Here is a 24,418-nt window from a genome sequence, read left to right on the forward strand (position 1 = left end):
CGTCCACGGCTCCGTCAGAGAATGCACGCGCCGGTCTCGACGATCGCAGTCGCCGACGGAGCCATTTCCAACTGCTTGGACACTTCGTTCTCGGTCAGAACGAAGCCGGTGTCACTGTTGTCGACCGCAGCACCGAATACGACCCCGAGGATGCGGCCCTGACTGTCGACTAGGGGACCGCCCGAGTTGCCCTGTCTGATAGACCCACGAACCGTGTACACCTCGCGTTCGACAGTGTCGGATCGGTAGATGTTCGGTCCGGTGAGGTCGAGCGTCTCACGGACCCTCGCCGCGCTCGCGGTGTACGGTCCGCCGCCGGGATAACCGAGCACGATGGCGTCGGCACCGGTTCGGGCCGGTTCGGGAGCCCAGGACAGGACGGGTGCGGTGAGGCCGGGCACCGCGAGGATGGCGATGTCGACCGACGGATCGAACAGCACGACCTGCGCAGCCAAGGGTCCGTCGGCGGTGTCGACGGCGACCTCGGTGGTGCCTGCCAGCACGTGTGCATTGGTCATGACCCGTTCGGGCGCAACGACGAAGCCCGAACCTTCGAGCGCACGCTGGCAACTCGGCGCGGTCCCACGGATACGCAGCACGCTGTCCTGCAGGGTCCGTGCGATGGGACTTTCGAGGACACTCGGATCGGGTGGTTCCACCGACGTGATCGGGGTCCGACCGAACGGACCGATCACGTCCGGCAGTCCCGAGGTATCGAGCAGTGCCGAGAATTCGCTCGGCAGTCGACGCATCCACTCCGGGGCTACTTCGTCGACCTTGCTGAGCACTGTCGAGCCACGGACCGCTGCCGCAACAGCAGGCTGCGACGACGCCGTGAGCGGCACCGCGAGCAGCCAACCCGCGACGAGTACGGCGACGGCCTGCAACACCGCACCGACGGAACTGTCGATCGCGCGCGCCGCAGGGCTGTGCATGCCGCTGCGTGCTGCGCGACCCAGGACCATACCCGCGACTTCGCCGACGATCACAAGGGTCACGATCAAGAGGACACCGACCAGCACACGCGCGCGGCCCTCGTCGACGTGGACCAGAACGTGCGGTGCGATGAGAATGCCTGCGACAGCACCGAGTACGACGCCGAGGAAGGCGAGCGCGGACGCTACAGCTCCCTGCCGCCACCCCGATGTCGCTGCCAGCAATGCGATGAGGAGGACACCGATGTCGAGCCAGTTCGACGACGTCATCGGTCAACCTTTCGCAGCGACGGTGAGTCCAACTCGGGTGGCAGGACGAGCGAGTCTCCCATACCCGCTGCGGCGAGGGTGGATTCGAGATCGCGAACATCCGACCGATCCCATTCGACCTCCCAGCCGGACACAGCGAACACGCCGGCGAGAATACCGCCAGTGAAGCCCCAGACCACCATCCCGTCGACCGTGAACGCAGGCCCGAAGTAGCCGAGCGGATGCCGAACGACGAAGCGGTTGGCTGGGTCGAGCAGTGTGCTCACCGGAACCCGCACGACCCGCTCGGCTTCGGCACGATCGACGACATCGACGGAACTCGGCGTACGCCAGTAGGCGATGACAGGGGTGACGTCGAAGCGCGACGGTGGGACGTAGATGCCGGGCCACGTCGCGAGCGGTTGCACCCCGGCAGGATCGAGGCCGGTCTCTTCCTGTGCTTCCCGGAGCGCCGTCGCGATCGGACCGTCGTCGCCCGGATCCGCGCCGCCGCCGGGAAAGGCGACCTGACCGCGGTGCTGACGCAACGTCGAAGCTCGTTGTGTCAGAAGCACTTCGGCATCGGCGGGTAGTCCACCGCGCGCGTGAGGGTCGGCGTCGGCGGTGCCACCGAACAGCACGAGGACCGCTGCCTCGCGAGCATCGGCGTCGGCGGCCGCGTAGCGGGCGAGGATGGGGTTGGTTCCCGTCGAATCCGTAGGCACCTCCTCGGCGACCCGACGCAACCAGTCGGGCACCCCGACGTCACCCGACGGCGGCACGCTATCGGCCATCACGCTGCGACACCGAGATTCTCGGCGACGACGTTTGCGATTTCGTCGACACTGGTGAATGGCTTGACGACCACCTTGGCAACGGACCCGTCCGCGCGTAGAAGGACCGATACGGGCAGCACCGGCGGCGCCCCGACCGCGGTCCTTACCCGCAGTGCGGCGTCCTGCACCCCTGGCAGGCGCACCGCCAGATCCGCAAGTCGTGCCAACGCCATCTCCTCGTTCGTGTCGGAGTGCACGGTCAGCACGTTCACCGACAGCTTCGCGCGCTCCGCGTATTCCTGCAGTATGGGCAACTCGTCTGCACATGGTGCACACCAGTACGCCCACAGGTTGAGCAGGGTCGGCGTGCCGGCGAGCGCAGCGCCGAGATCGACCGTCGTTCCGTCCGTGAGGCAACTCAGCGTGATGCCGTCGAGTGGACCCGATGTCGGGCTGGAGCCTGGCTGCGGCCTAGGGCATTGGAGTAGCGCTGCTGCGGTTCGCGACGGACCGAGGTCGGTATCGGAGGTGACTCCGGACGAAGGCGGGGTGCGCTGCACGGTCGGGTCCGGCTCGGCGTTTCGTGGCCACAGCGCGACCACCAACCCCACGACCACGACGAGAACAGCAAGCGACCACCTGCCGGAGTTCGACATCCTCACCTCACAAGCCGGCCATCGCAAGCAGGTGCTCGAGTTCGGGACCCTTCACCAACTTGGCAGCGGTCTCCTTGTCCGTCGGCCCGAGTCCGTAGGAGGGGCAGTCCTTGGCAAGCACGCAGACACCGCAGGCAGGCTTCTTCGCATGGCAGACCCGCCGACCGTGGAAGATCACGCGATGCGAGAGCAAAGTCCACTCCTTGCGCTCGATCAATTCGCCGATCGCGTGCTCGACCTTGACCGGGTCCTCTTCCTTCGTCCACGCCCAGCGCCGAACCAGCCGACCGAAGTGGGTGTCGACCGTGATGCCCGGGACGTCGAACGCGTTGCCGAGGATTACGTTCGCCGTCTTGCGGCCGATGCCTGGCAGCGTGACCAGTTCGGCGAGAGTGTGCGGGAGCTCACCGTCGAAGCGCTCGAGCACGGCCTGACCCAGCCCGATGAGCGAGCTCGTCTTGTTCCGATAGAACCCGGTCGGCCGGATCAACTCCTCGAGCTCGAGGCGGTCAGCGGTGGCGTAATCGCGGGCAGTCTTGTACTTCGCGAAAACGGGCGGCGTCGTCTCGTTGACCTTCTTGTCCGTGCATTGCGCGGAAAGTACTGTCGCGACTGCTAATTCGAGCGGTGTCGTGAAATCCAGTTCGCAGTAGACGTGCGGAAACGCTTCGGAAAGGCGGCGGTTCATCCTCCGCGCGCGTCGTACAAGGCCGAGTCGAGTCTCTTCGCCCTTCGGCTTCGACGATGCCGCGCCTGCGCCGGCGGATTCGGTGTTCGATTCGGTGGCTCGCACCTCATAACTGTACGGATACGACCGACAAGAAAATCCGTGCCGTGTTCGTTCTGAGACCTTCGCCGTGTTTACTCACCGGTATGCAAGGACTCGCTGTGGTGCTCTTCCCGGTGCTGCTCATGCTGTTTGCGCTCGCCATGGAACGTGTCGAGTTTCGCCTGAGCCGCCTCAACGTCCGCGAACAAGAGGTCCAAGAGTTCCTCGACACCGCCAGCAAAGCCGAGGTCGCATCGCTGGCCAAGGTCAGCATGCCTGTCGCACTCGCTCGCTTCCACCGCCGTCGCAATCGTGGCGACGGACAACGCACCCGCGCTGCCGGCGCCCGCCTCCTCAGTGTCCGAAAGGCCAGCTGAGCAGGCACAACCCCCGGCTTCAGTAAAGTCCGAACACGGTTCGGACACATCGGCGCGGCGATTCCTTGTGCGGTAAGTGGCCTCTGTCACTACGGTTGGAGCCGTGCGAAGTAGACTGCACTTTCAACTTCTGCCCTCATAAGGAGCACACGTGGACGAGGCCCTGGCCAGAGCCGGCATCTTCCAAGGCGTCGAGCCCTCGGCCGTAGCTGCGTTGAGCCAGCAGCTGCACCCGGTCGATTTCCCGCGCGGACATGTCATCTTCAACGAAGGTGAACCGGGCGACCGCCTTTACATCATCGTTTCCGGCAAGGTGAAGCTTGGCCGCCGATCCCCAGACGGACGCGAAAATCTGCTCTACATCATGGGACCGTCGGACATGTTCGGCGAACTGTCGATCTTCGACCCCGGCCCGCGCACCTCGACGGCAACCACCGTCACCGAGGTTCGGGCGGTCAGCATGGACCGCGACGCACTCAAGGAGTGGATCGATCAGCGACCCGAGATCGCGGAGCAGTTGCTGCGCGTCCTCGCTCGCAGGTTGCGTCGCACCAACAACAACCTGGCAGACCTGATCTTCACCGACGTGCCCGGCCGTGTCGCAAAAGCGTTGCTGCAGCTCGCACAACGCTTCGGCACCCAGGAAGCCGGCTCGCTGCGGGTCACACACGACCTCACGCAGGAAGAGATCGCTCAGCTTGTCGGCGCTTCCCGCGAGACCGTCAACAAAGCGCTTGCAGACTTCGCACATCGCGGATGGCTGCGCCTCGAAGGCAAGAGCGTTCTCATCTCGGACTCCGAGCGTCTGGCACGCCGAGCAAGATAAGGGCGCTTCGCGCCTCGTGCGTCCTTTCGGTGGGTCCGCCCGCCGAAAGGACGCACGAGTGCGTTAGCGCCTGAGGTAATCCAGTTGCGCCTTGACCGAGCTGCGCGCTGCTGGCCACAGCTTCTTGTCGATGTCGGCATACACGTGCCGCACGACCTGCATGGGCTTCGCGTCGGCACCCAACACGTCCAGCGCGGCCTGTACCTGCTCCAGTCGTTGTTTGCGGTGTGCAAGGTACTCACGCGCGACGGCCGCCGCATCGGGACGATCCGGACCATGCGCAGGCAAGAGCACTCGACCTTCGCCGACTTCGGCGAGGACGTCGAGCGAGCGCAGATAGTCGGCGAGCGTGCCGTCGCGAGTGTCGATGACCGTCGTTCCGCGGCCGAGGATCGTGTCCCCGGTCAGTACGGCGTCGTCGAGCACGAAGCTCACGGAGTCGCCGGTATGGCCCGGTGTCACCCGCACCTCGATCCGTAGACCCGCTGCCTCGACGATCTCACCGTCACGTAGCGGCACCGTCGATTTGTGCAGGAACTTCGGGTCCACCGACCGCACAGGGCTGTCGGTGAGCTTCCTGTGGCGTTTCAGTCCGCCGGTGTGATCGAAATGTCGATGGGTGATCAGCGTCATCGCGACCGGGGCGGACTCGGCGATCAGATTGATGTGGGCTTTGTCCCGCGGACCAGGGTCCACCACAACACATTCGGCGCTGTCGGGCGCACGCAAGATCCAGGTGTTGGTGCCGTCGAGAGTCATCTTGCCCGGATTGTCGGCCAACAGCACCGCAGCCGTCGGCGTTACCTGCCGCAGCCGGCCGTACGCGGGATGCTCGAGGACCACCCTCGCCCACCTCCTGTTAGGAAACCTCGACGATGAGTTCGACCTCGACCGGCGCACCGAGCGGGAGTTCGGCGACCCCGACGGCGGACCGCGCGTGAATGCCTGCGTCACCGAACACTTCACCGAAGAATTCCGACGCACCGTTGACGACGCCCGGCTGACCCGTGAAGCCTTCCGCGGAGGCGACGAAGCCGACGACCTTGACGATCCGCACGATCGCATCGAGACCGACGAGGTTGTCGATCGCGGCGAGCGCGTTGAGCGCACAGGCACGAGCGGCTGCCTTGGCCTCGTCGGCGTCGACCTCGGCACCGACTTTGCCCGTCGAACTCAACGCACCGTCGACGAACGGGAGTTGGCCCGAGGTGTACACCAGCGAGCCCGTACGGATTGCGGGGATATACGCCGCAACGGGTTTCGCGACCGGCGGAAGCGCGATGTCGAGCTCTGCAAGGCGTTCGGTCCAGGTACCCATCCGACTCAGCCCTTCGGACGCTTCAGGTAGGCGACGTGCTGCTCACCGGTCGGGCCTGGCAGCACGGTGACGAGTTCCCAGCCATCGGAACCCCATTGGTCGAGAATTTGCTTGGTTACGTGGGTGAGCAACGGAACGGTCGCGTACTCCCAGGTGGTCAATTCACTCATGTCGCTGAGGGTAGACGCCTTCGCCTCGTGTATGCGGATTCCCCCATCGGTCCGCTCGTTCGACAGACCTAGTTATAGGCTCGTGACGTGTCTTCAACAGAGAATCCGCTCGAGGTGGACAACCCACTCGAGGACAGGTGGCCTGCGAAAGCCGAGAGGGCCCGATTGCACTTCGTATCGGGCAAAGGCGGCACCGGTAAATCCACTGTCGCGGCCGCCCTTGCGCTTACGCTCGCAGCAGGCGGCCGACGGGTGCTGCTCGTCGAAGTCGAGGGTAGGCAGGGTATCGCCCAACTCTTCGACGTTCCGCCACTCCCTCCGACCGAGACCAAGATTGCGACGGCCGATGGTGGCGGCGAGGTCTATGCGCTGCCGATCGAAACCGAGCATGCGTTCCTCGAGTATCTCGACATGTTCTACAACCTCGGGTTCGCCGGACGCGCGATGAAGCGAATGGGTGCGATCGAGTTCGTGACCACCCTCGCGCCGGGCCTGCGCGACGTGATTCTCACCGGCAAGATCAAGGAATGTGTGATCAGGACCGACAACGCCGGTAAGCGCGTCTACGACGAGGTCGTCGTCGATTCGCCGCCGACCGGCCGCATCACGACGTTCCTCGACGTCACCAAGGCCATGGCCGACCTCGCTGCAGGCGGTCCCGTCGCCTCGCAGAGCGAAGGGGTTGTGACTCTGCTGCATTCACCCGACACCGTGGTTCACCTCGTGACCCTGCTGGAAGCCCTTCCGGTCCAGGAAACCGCGGACGCGATCGCCGACCTCACCGCGGCCGACCTGCAGGTCGCGACAGTGATCGTCAACCGCGCATCGCAGGGAATCCTGGTGAAGGACGTTCGCGAGAACGCCGCGCGAGGCGAGATCGACAGCGCCGCAGTGCGCGAGAGTCTCCAGGCGGCCGGTATCGAACTGTCGGACAAGGACTTCGAAGGCCTCATCACCGAGACGATCGAACACTCGTCGACGTTGCAGAGCCAGGACGACGCGGCAAGCGAGCTCGACAAGGTCGATGTCGCCAGGCTGCACCTTCCGGCGCTTGCCGAAGGTGTCGATCTCGGCGGACTGTACGAATTGGCGGCACGGTTGAGCGAACAGGGTGTGCGATGACGACTTCTACTGCGCCGAACCTCGAAATCGGCAGAATCCTCGCCGACCCGAACACGCACCTCGTCGTGTGCTGCGGAGCGGGCGGTGTCGGTAAGACGACGACGGCGGCCGCGCTGGCGCTCCGCGCTGCCGAGCAGGGTCGCAAGGTCGTCGTGCTGACGATCGACCCCGCCCGACGCCTCGCCCAGGCGCTCGGGGTCGAAAGCCTCGACAACGATCCGCAGCCTGTGAATCTCGGCCCCGAGGTCAAGGGCGAACTGCAGGCGATGATGTTGAACATGAAGCGCACGTTCGACGACATGGTCGTCGAGCATGCGCCGGAGAAGGCCGAATCCATCTTCGCCAACCCCGTCTACCAGACCGCTGTGTCGTCGTTCGGTGGCACGCAGGAATACATGGCGATGGAGAAGTTGGGCCAGCTGTCCGACAAGGGCATCTGGGATCTGATCGTGGTCGACACTCCACCGTCGCGCAACGCACTCGACTTCCTCGACGCACCCAAGCGGCTCGGAAACTTCCTCGACGGCCGCATGATTCGCGTGTTCACCGCTCCCGGTCGCGGTTTCGGTCGCATCGTCACGGGCGCGATGGGCCTCGCGCTGAAGGGTGTTTCGACGGTCGTCGGTGGCCAGATGTTGTCCAACGCGTCGGTATTCGTACAGTCCCTCGACACGATGTTCGGCGGTTTCCGGGCACGTTCACAACGGACGTTCGAGTTGTTGTCAAGGCCCGGAACGGCTTTCATCGTCGTCTCGGCTGCCGAACCGGACGCGCTTCGTGAGGCGTCCTTCTTCGTCGATCGACTCTCGACCGAGAACATGCCGCTCGCCGGACTTGTCCTCAATCGCACGCATCCCGAATTGTCTTCGCTCTCTTCGGATCACGCGCTGACCGTTGCGGACCAACTCGAGTCGGCAGGCAAGCCCGAAAATGCTTTGGCCGCCGGTGTTTTGCGTGTGCACGCGCAACGTGTCCTGACGGCAAAGCGCGAACAGCGTCTCCTGCAACGGTTCAGGGGTGCGCATCCGCGGGTCCCTATCGTCGGCGTTCCGACATTTCCGTTCGAGGTCGTCGATCTCGATGCATTGCGTGCCGTCGCGGACGAACTGACTCGACACGGCTGAAATCGTTCGTTCCACAAATAAATGTGGAATGCAGATGTTTCACGAAAAAACAGAAACGGCGCAGGGTGTCCCTGCGCCGTATTTTTCGCTTGGTTACATCTTTTGGCTACATCTTTGGCTACATAGCCGGCTGGTGGTGCCGCTGCGATTCGAAGAAGTCGGACCACGAGTCGACCTCGGGATGTTGCTTGAGCAACGCTCGCCGCTGACGTTCCGTCATTCCGCCCCACACACCGAATTCCACGCGGTTGTCCAAAGCATCTGCGCCACACTGCATCAGCACTGGGCAGTGTCGACAGATGGTTGCGGCTTTACGCTGCGCCGCGCCTCGAACGAACAACTGGTCTGGATCTACTTCTCTACACCGGGCTTGCGATACCCAGGCAATTCTTGCCTCTGCTTCTTCTACGTCCAGTCGGGCGATCGGGGTGGTCATGTGCATTCGGTTTGCCCCTTTGCAGTCCGAACACCGAGTCAACGGCGCTCAAGAAATTCGCGTAGCAAGTGGATCTTGGTGATCCACAGTGAGCCACACCACATTCATTTTCAGCGTGTTAGCTGTATCACACTGAGAACATAATCTAGGGAACTAGTTGGCACGGGCGCAAGTGCAGGCGGCCCTTTTTTGGTACGACCGTCCATAGGACACCAAAACGTTATAAAGCGAGCCCCCAATTGGATGGGCTGCCGAGCCCGCTGCCCACTGATCGTGACCCGAACGCGAGCCTTCTGGATCGATCGTGCCGCCGACGCCACGTACTCTGTGTCTCGTGTCCGTCACTAATACGATCGCCAAGCTCGCGGGCAGCTGCCTCCTCGCGGCCGTCCTGGTGGCGGGGCTGCTGTTCCCGCTCGCCGGTGGTTTCGGTTTCATCTCCAACCGCGCAGCCGACACCGTCGACAATGTTTCCGCCGAACTCGTCGAAGGAACGGTTCCCGCCGTGTCGACCATGGTCGATGCTGCGGGCAATCCGATCGCCTGGTTGTACGAGCAGCGCCGGTTCGAAGTACCGAGCGACAAGATCTCCAACGAGATGAAGGCCGCGATCGTCTCGATCGAGGACAGACGATTCAACGAGCACCAGGGTGTGGACTGGCAGGGCACGCTTCGCGCGTTCCTCACCAACACCACCAGCGGCGAAGTGCAGCAGGGCGCATCGACGATCGATCAGCAGTATGTGAAGAACTACCAGCTGCTCGTCGTGGCGAAGACCGACGCCGAGCGTCGCGCGGCCATCGAAACAACGCCTGCTCGCAAGATTCGTGAGATCCGGATGGCGTTGACGCTCGACAAGGAGCTGACGAAGGACGAGATCCTCACCAGGTACCTCAACCTCGTGCCGTTCGGTAACTCGTCGTTCGGGATCCAGGACGCTGCCCAGACCTATTTCGGTGTCGACGCGTCCGAGCTCAACCTCACGCAGTCGGCGATGCTGGCAGGCATGGTGCAGTCGAGCTCCAAGCTCAACCCGTACACCAACCCCGAGGGCGTGACCGAACGCCGCAACACCGTTCTCGACACGATGATCCAGAACATTCCGAGCCGTGCGGCCGAAATCCGCGAAGCCAAGACCAAGCCGCTCGGCGTGCTGCCCGAGCCGAAGGGTCTGCCGCGTGGTTGCATCGCTGCGGCCGACCGTGGCTTCTTCTGCGATTACGCGCTGCAGTACCTCGTCAACGCCGGAATCAGTCGCGAACAGATCGACCGCGGCGGTTACCTGATCAAGACGACGCTCGACCCTGCGGTACAGGCATCGACCAAGGCCGCCGTGTCCAATGCGGCCGACCCCGAACTCGGCGACATCGCCGAGGTCATGAACGTGATTGCTCCCGGGCAGGATTCCCACCGGATCCTCGCCATGGCGAGCAGCAGGACCTACGGCCTCGACGGCGACAAGAACGAGACTGTGCAACCGCAGCCGTTCTCCATGGTCGGTGACGGCGCGGGCTCGATCTTCAAGATCTTCACCACTGCCGCAGCGATGGAGAAAGGCCTCGGCATCAACGCCTCGCTCGACGTGCCGAAGCGCTTCGAGGCAAAAGGCCTCGGCAACGGCGGCGCGAGAGGATGCCCGGCCGCCACGTACTGCGTCGAGAACGCCGGACCGTACAAGTCCCCGATGTCGGTGACCGAAGCGCTCGCAACCTCGCCCAACACGGCATTCGTCAAGTTGATCCAGGCTGTCGGCGTCCCCGCGACGGTCGACATGGCGGTCCGCCTCGGCCTGCGCTCGTACACGAACCCGGGCACGTCCGGATTCACCGACCAGAGCCTCGCCGACATGGTCAAGGAACAGAACCTCGGGTCGTTCACTCTCGGGCCGACAGCGGTCAATCCGCTGGAGCTGTCGAACGTCGCAGCAACTCTGGCGTCGTCAGGCAAGTGGTGCCCACCGACCCCGATCGACTCGATCTTCGATCGCGAAGGGAAGCCGGTTCCGCTGTCGCAGCAGGCATGCGAGCAGGTCGTCGAACCCGGTTTGGCGAACACGCTGGCCAACGCAATGAGCAAGGACGACATCGGCGCAGGCACGTCCGCCGCGGCTGCGAGCGCGACGGGCTGGAACCTCCCGGTGTCGGGCAAGACCGGCACCACCGAATCGCACCGCTCGTCGGGCTTCCTCGGTTTCACCGACTCCCTCGCGGGCGCGGCCTACGTCTACGGCGACACCCCGACGCCCGGCGAGATCTGCTCGTTCCCGCTGCGCAACTGCGGCAGCGGCAACCTGTTCGGCGGTAACGAACCAGCCCGAACCTGGTACAACGCGATCAAACCCGTCCTCGGCGGTTTCCCGCCGCCGGCGCTGCCTCCCATAGATCAGAAGTACGCGCGTGGATCACAGAACGCACAGGTCCCCGATGTCACCGGGTTGAGTCAGGGTTCGGCGACGGCGCAGTTGACCGGCGCGGGCTTCCAGGTCAACGCGATCACGACCTCGGGTACGCAGAGTCGCGGAACGGTGACGGGAACGTCGCCGTCGGGTTCGGCGATACCCGGTTCGACGGTGATCATCTACGTGAGCGACGGCAGTGCGAAGCCGCCGCCAGCGCCACGTCCGGAACCTGCCCCACCGGGCGCTCCGCGACCACCGCTGCCTCCGCTACCGCCACTGCCGCCGATACCTGGCTTCCCGATACCGCCGAGGTAGGCGGCTACGCCGCTCGTGAGTCTTTTCGGAGGGCCTGACCACCGAAAAGACTCACGAGCCGAAGGCGCTAGAGGCGGGCTTTGACCGCCGCCGAGATGCGTGAACCGTCTGCTTTCCCCTGCACAAGAGCGTTGGCGGCCTTCATGACCTGGCCCATCTGCCGCATCGACGGCCGCTCGCCGAGTGCCTCGGCAACCTGCGCGATTGCCGTGTCGACCGCATCGGCGAGTTCTGCGTCGTTGTACGGGGTCGGCAGATATTCGTCGATGATCTGCGCCTCTGCGCGTTCCTTCGCTGCCAGCTCGCCGCGGCCGTTCTCGGTGTAGATCTCGGCCGACTCGCCGCGCTTCTTCGATTCCTTCGCGAGAATTTTCAACACGTCCTCGTCGGTGAGGTCATGCGCCTGCGTTCCCGACACTTCAGCCGTTTGGACAGCTGCGAGCAGCATGCGCAAGGTCTCGCGCCGCAGCGCGTCCTTTGCCTTCATTGCCGCCGTGAGATCGCTCCGCAATTGCGCCTTGAGTTCAGCCATGGGCGCAACGCTACGCGTCCGGTATCTACAATCGCTCGCGGATTTCGCGCGTCAATTATCCTTGTACGGTGTCTGACACCCGGAAGGTCCTAACGCGCGCCGCCGGAGGGGCAGCTGGCGCTGCCGTCCTCGGTATCGGATATGCCTCGCTCATCGAGCGCAACGCATTCACGCTCCGCGAAACAACGATGCCGGTGCTCGAACCCGGTGCGTCGACGATTCGCGTGCTGCACATCAGCGACCTGCACATGACGCCGGGGCAGCGCCTCAAACAGAACTGGCTACGCGAGCTCGACCGGCTCGAACCCGACCTCGTCGTCAACACCGGCGACAACCTGTCGCACCCGAAGGCAGTTCCCGCTGTGGTGCAGGCCCTCGGCGGATTGCTCGCTCGTCCAGGGCTTTTCGTCTTCGGCAGCAACGACTACTTCGCGCCGGTCCCGAAGAACCCGCTCAAGTACTTCAAGAAGGATCACAAGCGGGTCCTCGGCGATCCGTTGCCGTGGAAGGACCTGCGTGCCGCGTTCACCGAGCGTGGCTGGCTCGACGTCACCCATGTTCGCCGCGAGCTCGAAGTTGCGGGTGTGCGAATCGCCAGTGCCGGCGTCGACGATCCGCATCTGAAGCGCGACCGCTACGACACGGTGGCCGGGGTCCCCAACCCGCTTGCCGACCTACGTCTCGGCCTGACGCACTCCCCCGAGCCTCGCGTACTCGACCAGTTCGCACACGACGGTTACGACCTCGTCCTCGCGGGCCACACTCACGGCGGCCAGCTGTGCCTGCCGTTCTACGGCGCGATCGTCACCAACTGCAACATCGATCGGTCGCGGGTCAAGGGTCCGTCGAAGTGGGGTGCGCACACGCAACTGCACGTGTCGGCCGGTATCGGGACGTCGCCGTGGGCGCCTGCCCGGTTCTGCTGCCGTCCGGAAGCGACGCTGTTGACGCTGATTCCCGCACCGCCTCGCAAGGCTGATTCCGGAACGAATCACGGCGCGTCGACGTCGGAAGCAGTGGTGAGCTGACTCGTTTTGTGCGAGTAGTTCTCTCGGCGTGCGCAATCGTCGTCAGCTTGTTGTGCCTGCTAGCCTCGATTCGTTTTCTGCTGCCGACCGCGGGCACGAACGAACTCCCGGGTGCTGCCGAGAAGCAACTGGAGTTCGTGCGGTCCGCGTTGGAAAGCGGTCCGGATCATGATGCGCAGCAACAGTTTCCCGAGGGCTATCTGTTCGCCAACGCACTGTACGGGATGGCGTGGGTGCAGGTCGGGCTGACGGATACCGCTCGGGCCGACGCTGCATTGAAGGAAGCCCGCTGGGCCTTGTCTCGCATAGAATCCAGCGACGGCACAGCACCTTTCAGCGCCGGGCTGGTTCCTGAATACGGCGTCTTCTACGCGGGTTGGACGAACTGGCTTCGCGGCGGCATCATCGGTCTACAACAGGTGCCCGACGTTGGCGAAGCCGCACGCTACGAGCAGGCGAGCGCCGAACTTGCTGCCGCCTTCGAATCCGCTGCGACGCCGTTTCTGCAGGCCTATCCGGGTCAGGCCTGGCCGGTCGACTCGACGGTGGCAATCGCATCGCTGGCGTTGCACGACCAGCTCGTTCAACCACGTTTCGACGACACGATCGCCCGCTGGCTCGGTGCGGTTCGGGAGCGCCTCGACCCCGCGACAGGTCTGCTGCCGCACCGTGTCGACCCCTTAGACGGTCAACCCATCGAAGGTGCGCGAGCGACGTCACAGAGCGTGATCCACAGGTTTCTTGTCGAGATCGATCCTGCGTTCGCGCGGGAACAGTACGCGGGATTTCGCGCTCGGTTTCTCGCCTACCCGCTCGGGTTCGGTCCGGCGGTTCGCGAGTACCCGCACGGCACCGATGGCGTCGGCGATGTCGATTCCGGACCTCTCGTACTCGGAATCAGCCTGTCCGCCACGGCGGTCACACTCGGTGCAGCCAGGGTGAACGGCGACGGAGACCTTGCTGCCGCACTCGCCTCGGAGGCGGAGTTGCTCGGCGTTCCGCTGAGCGGACTCGATACCAAGAGATACGCCCTCGGCCTGCTCCCGATCGGCGATGCATTTCTGGTGTGGTCGGCGACGGCGCGTCCATGGGGTGTTGCGCCGCAACCCGAACAAGACTTCGACATCCGCTGGTGGTGGCGACTGCCCTGGCTCACGACGCTGGTCGTCGTAACCCTATTGGCATGGCTGCCGGTGCTGGCTCTGCGCCGAAAACAGCCGCGAGCTGGCGATTTACGCCCTAATCACCAACTGCTGTAAGCTGACGCAGGTTGCAAACACGGGGTGTGGCGCAGCTTGGTAGCGCGCTTCGTTCGGGACGAAGAGGTCGTGGGTTCAAATCCCGCCACCCCGACGTGTTGGTTGAGACACAAGGTAGGCCCTGATCCGCAGAGATGCGGGTCAGGGCTTTACTCGTTCTCGGATGCCTTACGTGAAAAGGCCTCGAACTGCTCGAGTGCCCACCGCTGCTGATCGTTGAGCAGGTCGAAGGTGTACTCGCCGAGCAGGTCGGCCGACCCTCCCAACGTTCGGTTCAGATCAGTGACGAACCCCTCGCCGACCACGGATCCGAATGCCTCGACGGCGAACTCGACCGCTGCGGCCAAGTCGTCATCGGTGCTGTCGGGGCCGAGCTCTCCGAAGCGTTCAGCGAACGTGGTCAATGCCACGAGCCGCTCGGGATCGCTCAGCCATTCGTAGAAGCTCGTGAGGTACGGCATCGCGTCCTCCCCAGCCAGGTGGGCGAGCAACACCGAGTGCAGCCTGTCGCTTTTTGCCAAGTCAGGCGACAGTCCGGCGTCGGCAAAGGCCGCGGAGAACCGGCCGGCGAATCGAGCAAGTTCGGGCGGCAGATCTGGCGCCGCGTTGTGGTCCCGCAGTTGAGCGATGACCTCCCGCTGCTTCGTCAGCCGGTCGATCTGTCCCGCCAACTCCCGGTCCAGGTCGTCGAGCAACGACGACGCATCCTCGGTGTCGTCGAGAAGTTCGGACATCCGATCGAGCGATATCCCAAGGGAAGCAAGCCGTTTGATTCGCAGGACGCGGACGAGATCGTGCACGTCGTAGCTGCGATAGCCGTTGCTGCCACGCTCGGGCTCGTCGAGCACGCCGACCTGGTGGTAGTGGCGAAGTGCCCGCACGGTGACCCCGGCAAGGTTGGCCAGGTCGCCGCTACGCATCGATCGCCACCGCCGTTTTGTCGTTGGTCGTCTGCTCGTTTTCGGGTTCCAGATTACCCAGCAGCGACCGCGCAAAGACGACTACGGCGACGAGCCACACCCCGGTGAGCACAATCGCGGCGACGTTCACACTGCCGTACTGGGTCAGTAGAGCAGCGCCGAGGATCCCGACAGATGGGGCTGCGGTCAGCACTGCATTCTGCGTTCCCATCACGCGGCCGCGCATGTCGTCCGGAATGCGTTCGAGCATCAGTACTCCGAGCAGGCTGCCGAACGATCCGCTGGCCAGCCCGACCGCAAACGCGCCACCGAAAACGACGCACACCGAGGACAGCGTCGCGATCAATGCAAAGCCGAACGTTATCCCGGCAAGTCCTGTGACGAACCACGTCCGTCTGCGGACGCGGGTACCGGTGACGGCGTAGACCGCTCCGCCAACAAGTGTTCCCGCGGCGAGCGCAGTGAGGACGAAGCCGAGCCTGCCCGGCTGCTCGGCCAACGTGAAGTAGACCGGCAGGATCAAACCCTGCAACGCAGCCAGCACGATCACCGACGCGACGGTGAGCATCGTCGTCGCAAGTAGGAACGTGCTACCGAACAGGACCCGCCAGCCTTCGCGCAGCTGCTGCCACGAATTACTCACGGTGGCAGGACTTTCGGCGATCTTTCCGACCGAGTTTGGGATCAGCAACGTGAGCAGCGCAGCGATGAGCGACGTTGTAGCCGTCACCCACAGCAACGTCGACCCGTCGAACACCGCCATCAGAGTGCCCGCTGCTGCAGGCCCGAGAAGTAGCGCACCCGCACCAAGACTTTCCCTGATCCCGACGAGTCGCTCGGAGGCGAGCGAGCCATGCCGCACGATCGCGGGCAGCAGCGCATCCCGCGCAGTCATACCGGGCACATCTCCGAGTGACCCGACGATCCCGAACAGGACGAACCAGCCGACGCTCAGACCTGTGATCATGTCGATGATCGGCAGCGCGGCAACTGAGGCCGCCGACACCAGATCCGTAACCACCGACGACGTTCGTCGGTTGATCCGGTCGATCACAACACCCATGAACAACCCGGCCAGAACGGCTGGGACGGCGGTTGCCGCGGCAACGATGCCTGCACTCAGCGCACTGCCGGTGACCTGTAGGACGATCAGCGGCAATGCGACCGCTGCAATCGAGTTGCCGAGCAAAGACAGTAGGTACGACGAGAGATATGCGACCGGGACGATTTTCATACGTCCAGTGGAAACTACGACGTTAGGGCGGGGTCAACCCGTCAGCTGACCCTTGATCTCGTTCTTCAGCACCTTCCCGACCTTGGACCTCGGTAGATCCGGCCAGATCAGCACGGCCTTGGGTGCTTTGACGCTACCGATTCGCGCCTTCACGAATGCGATGACCTCACCTTCGTCGACCGTCCGGCCCTCGTGCGGTTGGACGACCGCGACTACCCGTTCGCCCCACTTGTCGTCGGGCAGCCCGATCACGCCGCAGTCCTGAATATCGGGATGCTCCAACAGCGCCTGCTCGACTTCGACCGAATAGACGTTGAATCCGCCGGTGATGATCATGTCCTTGGCGCGGTCGACGATGAAAAGGAAATTGTCCGCATCGAGATAGCCGATGTCGCCGGTGTGGTGCCAGCCGAACTTGGCGGCCTCGGCCGTCGCCTCCGGATTTTTGTAGTAGCCGGCCATGACGAGCGAACTGCGAACGACCACCTCGCCACGTTCGCCGGTCGGCAGCAGATTGCCGTTGGCATCCATGATGGCGACTGTCACCAGCGGCGCGGGCCGACCCGCCGACGCCAACCGGGCACGTGCCACCGTGCCATCGGGATTGAAATGATCTTTCGGCGGCAGCATCGAGATCATCATCGGCGCCTCGCTCTGGCCAAACAGTTGGGCCATCACTGGACCGAACCGACCGAGCGCCTCTTCGAGCCGCGTCGGCGACATCGGAGCGGCGCCGTACCAGAAGCATTGCAGCGATTCGAGATTCGTCGTCGCCAACGCCGGGTGTTCGAGCAGCATGTAGATCAGCGTCGGCGGCAGGAACGTGTGCGTCACCCGCTTCTGCTCGACAAGCGAAAGGAATTGTGGCAGGTCCGGTTTGGGCATGATCACGACCTGCCCACCCAGTGCGAGAATCGGGAAGCAGAGTACGCCCGCAGCGTGCGTGAGCGGTGCCAGCGCGAGGTAGACCGGCCTGCCGTCGAATGGATAGCCCATCAGCGTCAGCGCAGACATCGTCTCGATGTTGCGGCCGGTCAGCATCACACCTTTCGGCTTGCCCGTCGTGCCACCGGTCCCGACCAACATGGCGACATCGTCGATGGGACCGAATTCCGAATCTGCAGTCGATGATTCACCGATCCACTCCTCGAAGGAGGACGCGCCGTCTGCTTGGCCGTCGAGGCAGACGAGGGTGGTCAGCGTCTGCAAATCTGGCTTGATGCGATCGACAAGCGCTTGGAACGAGCTCTGGTAGATGAGGCATCTGCAGTCGAAAAGGTCGAGCAGATCGCGGTTTTCGGCTGCTTCGTTGCGCGGGTTGACCGGACACCACACCGCACCTGCTCGACTGATACCGAACACACAGGTGAACGCGGTCGGGTCGTTGGCCGACAGGATCGCAACCTTGTCACCCGGGTGCACGCCGGACCGGTTCAGTGCCAATGCAATTCGGTGGCTCTGACTGACGATGGCACCGTAGGTGTAGGACCGATCGCCCATGGTCAGGCATGGTGCTGCCGTTCCGAATGACGCGCCCTTGTCGAGATAGTCGGTCAAACGCATGTCGGGACTCCGTCCTTGTGCGTCCTTTTGGAGGTCCTGACCTCCGAAAGGACGCACGAGTGTTAGGCGTTGCGGGTGACTACCGGCTCGAGGACCAGGCCGAAACTGCTTAGTACACCGAGCAATTCACGATGCCCGAAGGCCTGGCACCCGGACGCGAATCCTGCTCGCTTCGGCGGCTGCTGTAGCAGCGAGTACGCCGAGTACGCCTGCAGGAGACCGGTCTGCTTGTAGTTCTGGTTGCCGTGAATCACCACGTGCGCACGACCGAGTGGTCCTGTCGCATAGACCGAGTCGAGCGAGATGTTGATGCGCGGATTCTCGCGCGGTGGCATACCGGCCTGGACTGAGCCCGCGATCTCGGCGAGTGCGGCTTCCTGCTCCTCTACGGTCGGCAGCGTCTTGATCTGCTCCTCGACCAATTTGGCCGTCTGCACGACACCTTCCATCACAGCACGATTGAAGACGCCGCCCATGGCCTTGCAATTCGCCACGCGCGGATCGTCTTTGAACCACACGGGGTGACACGTTCCGCCCCATGGCAGCGCAAGGGCCGTCTCGTGCTGGCCGGGTACGACGACCTCGGCGCTCGCACTCGAATCCCACTTGGCGTACTGGTTCTGCTCGAGGTAGAACCAGTCGGCCTTGAGGATCGTGAAGATCGTCTGCGTCGACGCGTAGGTCGGAAAGCCCTTCCACAGCACCAGAATGTCGAGGGTGTCCAGCCCTGGGGTCTCGAGTGCGATGTTCGCGGCGATCTCCCCGGTCGTGTACATCTGCGCGATGCTCGGCGCGATCACCAGACCCTTCTCTGCGTATGCGGGTCCGTACTTGGTCTTGGCTTCCATCAGCCAGTCCTGTTCACCGGTTGTATCCAGGTAGTGGCAACCGGCGGCGAGCGCGGCCTCGGCAACGATGGGTCCGTACTTGATGAACGGTCCGACCATGTTGCTGACAACTTTTGCGCCCGTGAACAATTCGGTGAGCGCCTCGACGGTGTTGTCGACCTCGACGACCTCGTGCTCGACGTCGTCGATGCCGGGGACCTTGTCGAGGACTTCCTGTATGCGGGCCTTGTCGCGACCGGCGGCAACGAACGGGACGTTGAACTCCCGCAGGTACTCACAGACGAGTCGGCCGGTGTAGCCGGACACGCCATAGACGACGACCGGCTTGGTTGTGCTCATAAGTGTGGGGCCTTTCTTCTACGTTGAAGTGGGTTGCAGTGCAAAGAGTTCGGCTACCTGCCCATACCGCTACATGCCCATACCGCCGTCGACCGGCAATCCGATGCCGGTGACGAACCGCGCTGCGTCGGAGGCGAGGAAGACGACCGCGTCGGCCATATCTGCGACCTCACCGAGGCGTCCGAGAGGGGTAAGTCCGATGACATCGCCGACCGCGGCTTCAGGCGACGGCCAGAGGCCGAGTTTCGCCATGTCCGAGGCCAATCCGAGGCCCATGTCGGTAGCCACGAGACCGGGATAGATGCAGTTCACGCGAACGCCGTAGCCGAGTTTGCCCGATTCCTGGGCAGCGACCTTCGTCATTCGGTCCACGGCGGACTTGGTCGCGGAATAGCCGGCGATCGCCGGGAAAGCGATTGTTGCGGCGACCGACGAGACGTTGATGATCGAGCCGCCCTTGCCTGCGGCGCCCTCGGGGCGCATCGTCCGCAGGCCGTGTTTCACGCCGAGCAACGAGCCGAGAATGTTCACCTCGCACATGCGTCGTACGTCGTCGGGGTCGATGTCGACGATCAACGCCGAGATTTCGATGCCGGCGTTGTTGACGAGGATGTCCAGGCCGCCGAGTTCTTGTACCGTTGCGGCGACCGCAGCTTCCCAGTCCGAGTCGCTCGTCACGTCCAACTTGACGAAACCTGTTGTTGCCCCTGATTTTCCGATTGCATCGGCGGTCTCTTTACCGGCGCCCTCCTGGACGTCGCCGATCATCACCGCCGCACCGGCGCGTGCCAGCGCCTCTGCCATCCCTGCGCCGAGGCCTTGCGCGCCTCCGGTTACCAACGCCTTGCGCCCGCTCAGATCAAAGACACTCATCGAGAACCCTGCCTCCGTGATTTCGCCGAATCCGACCGCTGACCTCGCCGTTTCGAGGGTTGCCGTCGAAGTGATGTAGCTCACAGACTTGTCGAACTTTGGACGACTGTCAAGGCTTTCTTGGACAGTCGTCAAGATTTTTCTGGACAGACGTCATAGGTGCGGCGGTACACTTGCCCGACGCGGTGCACAGTGCGCCGCGCACGCAAGCACGGAGAGTCAACGCAGTGACATCGGTCGCCGAGAAGAATGCCGACAGGATTTCGCGTCGTCAGGTCGACAAGTTCGCCGAACGGCGAGATCAACTTGCCGAGGCAGCGCTGCATACCCTGTCCGAACTCGGTTATGCGCGAACAAGTTTGCGCGAGATAGCGCAGAATTCCGAGTTTTCACACGGCGTCCTGCACTACTACTTCAGGGACAAAGTCGACCTCATCACGCATTGCGTCAAGTTCTACAAAGCACGCTGCGTGACGCGCTACGACGATGTCGTCGCCCATTCCCAGACGCCCGAAGAACTCGAGGCGGGTTTCGGTGCCGCGATGGCAGCGACGCTGCGTGAAGAAGCCACGATGCACCGCCTCTGGTACGACCTGCGGGTGCAATCGATGTTCGAGGAGTCGTTCCGCGCCGACGTCGCAGACATCGACAAAAGTCTCGAAAACATGATCTGGCGCATCGTCGCTCGCTACGCGGAGCTACTCGGCGCCGAGCCCGTCGTCTCCCCTCGGGTCATGTACGCACTGTTCGACGGACTGTTTCAGCAGGCGCTGATCGCACACCTCGCAGGCGACGACGAAGCTGCGACCGTCGTGCAGACGAACGTCAAAACCGTTCTGGTTCAGGTCATTCCAGCTGCATAGTCGGTGTGATCAAACCGTTGCGTGACAGCAATCCCAAACCGTGCCCATAGTGGAGGTAACGGGAGGAGAAGCTATGCAGACCGTGATCGTTTTCATCCTCGCCTGTGCCATCTATTGGTTCGGGCTGCTCTGATTCGCGGCCCCGGCGCGTGCTCCCACGTACTCGACGAGCCGATCCAGTATCGGGATCTGCCCCTTCACCAGCTTGGTCCGAGCAGTCTGAACGTCGAACCATGCTGCACGGTCGATCTCCGGAAAGCTCTGCATACGACCTGATTTCGGCGGCCACTCCAGCTCGAAGGTGTTGCTGACGATGCCAGCTGCGTCGAAATCGCCCTCTAGGACGAACGCGGTGATCTTCTTGCCGCTCGACTGCCGGAACTGACCCAGGTCGACCAGTTCTCCCTCGGGGACCGGCGAACCCATCTCCTCCAGAAACTCCCTGACCGCAGCGACCTCAGGGGCTTCGTCGACGTACTCACCTTTCGGGATCGACCAGGCATGCTCGTCTTTGCGCGCCCAGAACGGCCCACCCATGTGCGCGATCAACACACGAATCTCACCGTCGGCGTCGACCCGATAGAGCATTACTCCTGAGCTGAGTGTCATGTTCTATTCATAAGGCAGCTTCGCTGCTCGTGAGTCTTTTCGGAGGGCAGGCACTCCGAAGAGACTCACGAGGCGCGGAGCGCCGTCGGGAATACTTTCCCTCGGTCGGTCGTTGACCACACTGTCGGCGTCCGAACAAGCCCCGGGCCCCACCCCATTGTCGCCACGAGCGACCACTTGCCGAGAGGCGCCTGTGGGACGTCGACGCTGGGAAGGCCGCTCACTTCGGTGGGCGGCCTTCTCCGCGTCCTGGCTGTTCATCGAAGTCGGGCAAGATGGCCGCCGTGACAACGGACAAGCCCGCCGAATTGAGACGGCGGCTCGGACTCGTCGATTCGGTGACGATCGGTCTCGGGGCGATGCTCGGTGCCGGCATCTTCGCCGCATTCGCCCCCGCGGCAGCGGCCGCCGGTTCCTACCTGCTTGTTGCCCTGGCGATCGCAGCGGTCGTCGCCTACTGCAACGCATCGTCGTCGGCACGCTTGGCCGCGCTGTATCCGCAGTCGGGCGGCACCTACGTCTACGGGCGGGAACGGCTCGGCGCGTTCTGGGGCTACCTCGCGGGCTGGGGATTCGTCGTCGGCAAGACCGCATCGTGCGCTGCGATGGCGTTGACGATCGGGGCGTACGCGTGGCCTGCCCAACAACACGCCGTTGCCGTTGCCGCTGTGGTGGCCGTGACGGCCCTGAACTACTTCGGCATCCAGAAGTCCGCAGTTGCGACGCGTGTCATCGTCGCGATCGTTCTCGCCGTCTTGACGATCGTCGTCGCCGTCTGCGTGTTCGGGCCGAATGCAGCGACGGGTTTCGGCTCCGGCGCCGCCGACCTCCACGGCGTCCTGCAAGCGTCGGGACTGCTGTTCTTCGCCTTCGCCGGCTATGCGCGGATCGCGACGCTCGGCGAAGAAGTGCGTGATCCGGCCCGGACGATCCCGCGTGCAATCACAACTGCTCTCGCGATCACGCTTGTCGTCTACGTCGTCGTCGCAGTGGCCGTCCTGGCAGTTCTCGGCCCCGACACTCTCGCAACAGCGACGGACCCGCTCGCTCAGGCCGTCTCCAGTGCAGGCGCGCCCGCCCTCGCGCCATTCGTGCGAATCGGTGCCGTCGTCGCTGCCTTCGGAGCGCTGATCGCACTCGTCCTCGGCGTCTCCCGGACCGTCCTCGCGATGGCACGCGACCGACATCTGCCGAAGGCACTGGACGCGGTGCATCCGAAACACGCAGTGCCACATCGCGCCGAACTCGCCGTGGGCGCGGTGGTCGCGGTGCTCGCCGCAACCCTCGATCTACGCTCCGCGATCGGGTTCTCGTCGTTCGCGGTGCTCTTCTACTACCTGATCTGCAATGCCAGCGCGTGGACACTTCCCGGCGGGCGACGCTGGATCGCCGTGCTCGGTGCGCTCGGGTGCGTCGTCATCGGATTGTCGCTGCCCGTCGAATCGATCGTCGGTGGGTCCGTCGCTCTTGCCATCGGAGCGGTGGCCTGGCGCTTCACCCGGGCTTGATTCCTGGCGTTCTCGGGTCGGTACCGGTACAGACGACGATCGCGCAGCCGGGTGGCCAGTTGGCTGCAGGCGGTGCCAAGCGCAGCCCGAGGCACTCGAAGAGTGTGCAACCCGGGTACGCGGCTGGGCCGATCCCGAAGATGGCCAGGGAAATGCTTGCGTCCGCGTAGTCGCTGACATCCGGATCCTGCAGCGGCGGTTCGACATACGGACCCAGGTCGGGCACGACGACATCCACGATCGCTCTGGACAGCAGCCGAAAGAAGCTGTGCGGGAGTTCCGACGTGTTCTGCGAGGTACCGATGGGACCGAGACCCGACCTGTTTCCGAAGGCACCGGTCCACACGACAACGAGGTCGAGATTCGGTACCACGAATACGTTCTGCATACCGAGACCTGACATCCAGAAGATGCCGGCGGGCAACGAGGCGCTTTCGCAACCGGGTGCCTGCAACCAGAAGAGGAAGCCGTAGCAGGGGTTTCGCGGTGACGGCGTAGTTGCCATCCGCAGATACTCGGCCGAGACGATCCGCTCGCCGGCCCAGCTGCCGCCGCCGAGCAGCAGCAATCCCAGTTTCGAGAGATCGTTTGCCGGCATCAGAAGGAACGAGAAGCCGTACGTATGACCCGATCGATCACGTGCCCAGTAGTAGTCGCTGCGCTCGATACCCAACGGGCCGAACAACTTTCGTTGCGCGTAATCCTGAAACGGTTCTCCGGCTGCAATTTCGACGACAGCTGCGAGCAAGTCCACCGCGCGCTGGTTGTATTCGAACACCGAACCGGGTGGATACGCGAAGGGCATTCCCAACCCCTGAGCAACCACATCCGGATCGAGTTGGACGACGCCACTCGCACCTTCGGACACCGTCGCGCTCAGCAGACCCGACGTCTCCGTGAGCAATTGCCGGACCGTGATCGCTCGGTGTGCGGCATCGCCGAGACCGGGAGCGAGGTACTTGCCGATCGGATCGTCGAGGCCGAGCCGACCCTCGTCGTACGCCAGCCCTGCGACGAGAGACGTCACACTTTTTGCGATGCTCCAGTTGTTCCACGCAAGATTGCCCGTCTCCTGATTGCGTGGTCCTTCTGCAACCAAGCAGTTGCGCCGGAAGATCTGGATGTTCACACGATTTCGGTCCGCTGCGAAGGCGACGGCGTCGGCCAGAGCCGCGGGGTCCAAGCCGACTTCCCCTGGTTCCGCTCGCGGGAATTGCCGTCCGCTGCTGACGTCGCAGAGTCGGGGCTGTGACGGCGCCGCTGCACCTCCTGCAGGCAGCACCATCAGCGCAGCCGCCAGCACGACGACCACGATAAGAGAGTCCCCGACCCAGCCGCGCCGAGTCATGGTCACACCCTAGCGACACCTCG

At 63.8% G+C, this 24,418-nt stretch carries 25 protein-coding genes and 1 tRNA gene; 10 read left to right on the plus strand and 16 right to left on the minus strand.

Translation table 11 applies throughout. The features are described from left to right. Positions 1-14: 14 nt before the first annotated feature. Genes ACHIRB_RS22880 through nth form a run of 4 tightly spaced genes read right to left on the minus strand, consistent with a single transcriptional unit; the run spans position 15 to position 3,304 of the window. Positions 15-1,205 (minus strand): MarP family serine protease, encoded by a 1,191-nt coding sequence (locus ACHIRB_RS22880; protein ID WP_395123445.1) that lies wholly within the window; start codon positions 1,203-1,205, stop codon positions 15-17. Further along, positions 1,202-1,978, minus strand: a complete 777-nt coding sequence (locus ACHIRB_RS22885; protein WP_395123523.1) for an NUDIX hydrolase — start codon at positions 1,976-1,978, stop codon at positions 1,202-1,204. Before ACHIRB_RS22885 ends, ACHIRB_RS22880 begins: the two co-directional genes overlap by 4 nt. Further along, entirely contained in the window at positions 1,978-2,616 is a 639-nt protein-coding gene (locus ACHIRB_RS22890) for a TlpA family protein disulfide reductase (protein WP_395123444.1), read from the minus strand. The genes ACHIRB_RS22885 and ACHIRB_RS22890 overlap by 1 nt, the downstream gene beginning before the upstream one ends. 7 nt (positions 2,617-2,623) lie before the next feature. Continuing rightward, a complete protein-coding gene (gene nth, locus ACHIRB_RS22895) occupies positions 2,624-3,304 on the minus strand; it encodes an endonuclease III (RefSeq protein ID WP_395123522.1) in 681 nt (226 codons plus the stop codon). A gap of 185 nt (positions 3,305-3,489) precedes the next feature. Here nth and ACHIRB_RS22900 point away from each other — a divergent pair, with 185 nt between their 5' ends. After that, positions 3,490-3,762: a hypothetical protein gene (locus ACHIRB_RS22900; protein WP_199704877.1), complete on the plus strand. Its 273-nt coding sequence runs from the start codon at positions 3,490-3,492 to the stop codon at positions 3,760-3,762. A gap of 151 nt (positions 3,763-3,913) precedes the next feature. After that, positions 3,914-4,588 carry a Crp/Fnr family transcriptional regulator gene (locus ACHIRB_RS22905; RefSeq protein ID WP_199704876.1) on the plus strand — a complete coding sequence of 225 codons (675 nt, stop codon included), beginning with the start codon at positions 3,914-3,916 and terminating at the stop codon, positions 4,586-4,588. Between the two features lie 63 nt (positions 4,589-4,651). Here ACHIRB_RS22905 and ACHIRB_RS22910 read toward each other — a convergent pair whose 3' ends face one another. From ACHIRB_RS22910 to ACHIRB_RS22920, 3 genes are read right to left on the minus strand one after another with little or no spacing between them, the layout of a single operon-like run. Next, positions 4,652-5,431 (minus strand): MBL fold metallo-hydrolase, encoded by a 780-nt coding sequence (locus ACHIRB_RS22910; protein ID WP_395123443.1) that lies wholly within the window; start codon positions 5,429-5,431, stop codon positions 4,652-4,654. A 16-nt stretch (positions 5,432-5,447) separates the two neighbouring features. Continuing rightward, entirely contained in the window at positions 5,448-5,906 is a 459-nt protein-coding gene (locus ACHIRB_RS22915; protein ID WP_199704874.1) for a RidA family protein, read from the minus strand. Positions 5,907-5,911: 5 nt separating this feature from the next. Continuing rightward, complete coding sequence (locus ACHIRB_RS22920) at positions 5,912-6,076, minus strand: DUF4177 domain-containing protein (RefSeq protein ID WP_199704873.1); 165 nt, start codon at positions 6,074-6,076, stop codon at positions 5,912-5,914. An 87-nt stretch (positions 6,077-6,163) separates the two neighbouring features. On the opposite strand from ACHIRB_RS22920, the gene bagA reads away from it, so the two are divergent. Together bagA and bagB are read left to right on the plus strand one after the other, a co-directional pair. Continuing rightward, positions 6,164-7,198, plus strand: coding sequence for an ATPase BagA (gene bagA, locus ACHIRB_RS22925; RefSeq protein ID WP_395123442.1), 1,035 nt, complete (start codon positions 6,164-6,166; stop codon positions 7,196-7,198). After that, positions 7,195-8,322: an ArsA family ATPase gene (gene bagB / locus ACHIRB_RS22930; protein ID WP_395123441.1), complete on the plus strand. Its 1,128-nt coding sequence runs from the start codon at positions 7,195-7,197 to the stop codon at positions 8,320-8,322. Before bagA ends, bagB begins: the two co-directional genes overlap by 4 nt. A gap of 118 nt (positions 8,323-8,440) precedes the next feature. Here the strand turns inward: bagB and ACHIRB_RS22935 are convergent, their stop codons facing one another. After that, positions 8,441-8,764, minus strand: a complete 324-nt coding sequence (locus ACHIRB_RS22935; RefSeq protein ID WP_199704871.1) for a WhiB family transcriptional regulator — start codon at positions 8,762-8,764, stop codon at positions 8,441-8,443. Between the two features lie 346 nt (positions 8,765-9,110). Between ACHIRB_RS22935 and ACHIRB_RS22940 the strand changes: the two genes are divergently transcribed. Continuing rightward, positions 9,111-11,471, plus strand: coding sequence for a penicillin-binding protein (locus tag ACHIRB_RS22940; protein WP_395123521.1), 2,361 nt, complete (start codon positions 9,111-9,113; stop codon positions 11,469-11,471). Positions 11,472-11,538: 67 nt separating this feature from the next. Here the strand turns inward: ACHIRB_RS22940 and ACHIRB_RS22945 are convergent, their stop codons facing one another. Beyond that, positions 11,539-12,003, minus strand: coding sequence for a GatB/YqeY domain-containing protein (locus ACHIRB_RS22945; RefSeq protein ID WP_395115203.1), 465 nt, complete (start codon positions 12,001-12,003; stop codon positions 11,539-11,541). Between the two features lie 68 nt (positions 12,004-12,071). On the opposite strand from ACHIRB_RS22945, the gene ACHIRB_RS22950 reads away from it, so the two are divergent. From ACHIRB_RS22950 to ACHIRB_RS22960, 3 genes are all read left to right on the plus strand, one after another. After that, positions 12,072-13,031 carry a metallophosphoesterase gene (locus tag ACHIRB_RS22950; protein ID WP_199704870.1) on the plus strand — a complete coding sequence of 320 codons (960 nt, stop codon included), beginning with the start codon at positions 12,072-12,074 and terminating at the stop codon, positions 13,029-13,031. An 8-nt stretch (positions 13,032-13,039) separates the two neighbouring features. Further along, positions 13,040-14,290 carry a hypothetical protein gene (locus ACHIRB_RS22955; protein ID WP_395115204.1) on the plus strand — a complete coding sequence of 417 codons (1,251 nt, stop codon included), beginning with the start codon at positions 13,040-13,042 and terminating at the stop codon, positions 14,288-14,290. A gap of 20 nt (positions 14,291-14,310) precedes the next feature. Next, positions 14,311-14,384 (plus strand) — tRNA-Pro (locus tag ACHIRB_RS22960). A gap of 55 nt (positions 14,385-14,439) precedes the next feature. Here the strand turns inward: ACHIRB_RS22960 and ACHIRB_RS22965 are convergent. The 5 genes from ACHIRB_RS22965 to ACHIRB_RS22985 form a co-directional block, all read right to left on the minus strand. Continuing rightward, positions 14,440-15,210 carry a MerR family transcriptional regulator gene (locus tag ACHIRB_RS22965; RefSeq protein ID WP_395123440.1) on the minus strand — a complete coding sequence of 257 codons (771 nt, stop codon included), beginning with the start codon at positions 15,208-15,210 and terminating at the stop codon, positions 14,440-14,442. Beyond that, entirely contained in the window at positions 15,203-16,444 is a 1,242-nt protein-coding gene (locus tag ACHIRB_RS22970) for an MFS transporter (protein ID WP_395123439.1), read from the minus strand. The genes ACHIRB_RS22965 and ACHIRB_RS22970 overlap by 8 nt, the downstream gene beginning before the upstream one ends. A gap of 33 nt (positions 16,445-16,477) precedes the next feature. Next, positions 16,478-18,007, minus strand: a complete 1,530-nt coding sequence (locus ACHIRB_RS22975; RefSeq protein WP_395123438.1) for an acyl-CoA synthetase — start codon at positions 18,005-18,007, stop codon at positions 16,478-16,480. A gap of 62 nt (positions 18,008-18,069) precedes the next feature. After that, positions 18,070-19,194, minus strand: coding sequence for a DUF5938 domain-containing protein (locus ACHIRB_RS22980; protein ID WP_395115209.1), 1,125 nt, complete (start codon positions 19,192-19,194; stop codon positions 18,070-18,072). A gap of 69 nt (positions 19,195-19,263) precedes the next feature. Next, positions 19,264-20,067 (minus strand): SDR family NAD(P)-dependent oxidoreductase, encoded by an 804-nt coding sequence (locus tag ACHIRB_RS22985; RefSeq protein ID WP_199704864.1) that lies wholly within the window; start codon positions 20,065-20,067, stop codon positions 19,264-19,266. A gap of 227 nt (positions 20,068-20,294) precedes the next feature. Here ACHIRB_RS22985 and ACHIRB_RS22990 point away from each other — a divergent pair, with 227 nt between their 5' ends. Then, on the plus strand, positions 20,295-20,930 hold the full coding sequence (locus ACHIRB_RS22990; protein WP_395123437.1) for a TetR/AcrR family transcriptional regulator: 636 nt from the start codon (positions 20,295-20,297) through the stop codon (positions 20,928-20,930). A 111-nt stretch (positions 20,931-21,041) separates the two neighbouring features. Here the strand turns inward: ACHIRB_RS22990 and ACHIRB_RS22995 are convergent, their stop codons facing one another. Beyond that, the gene (locus ACHIRB_RS22995) at positions 21,042-21,539 is read right to left on the minus strand and encodes an NUDIX hydrolase (RefSeq protein ID WP_395115213.1); all 498 of its coding nucleotides are present in this window, start codon (positions 21,537-21,539) and stop codon (positions 21,042-21,044) included. A gap of 284 nt (positions 21,540-21,823) precedes the next feature. On the opposite strand from ACHIRB_RS22995, the gene ACHIRB_RS23000 reads away from it, so the two are divergent. After that, positions 21,824-23,047, plus strand: coding sequence for an APC family permease (locus ACHIRB_RS23000; protein WP_395115214.1), 1,224 nt, complete (start codon positions 21,824-21,826; stop codon positions 23,045-23,047). Here ACHIRB_RS23000 and ACHIRB_RS23005 read toward each other — a convergent pair. Then, positions 23,034-24,395, minus strand: a complete 1,362-nt coding sequence (locus ACHIRB_RS23005) for a serine hydrolase domain-containing protein (protein WP_395123436.1) — start codon at positions 24,393-24,395, stop codon at positions 23,034-23,036. The genes ACHIRB_RS23000 and ACHIRB_RS23005 overlap by 14 nt on opposite strands. Positions 24,396-24,418: the final 23 nt, after the last annotated feature.

Origin of the sequence: Antrihabitans spumae (genome assembly GCF_043944905.1) — a bacterium.
In the GTDB taxonomy this organism is placed as follows: Bacteria; Actinomycetota; Actinomycetes; order Mycobacteriales; family Mycobacteriaceae; genus Antrihabitans; species Antrihabitans spumae.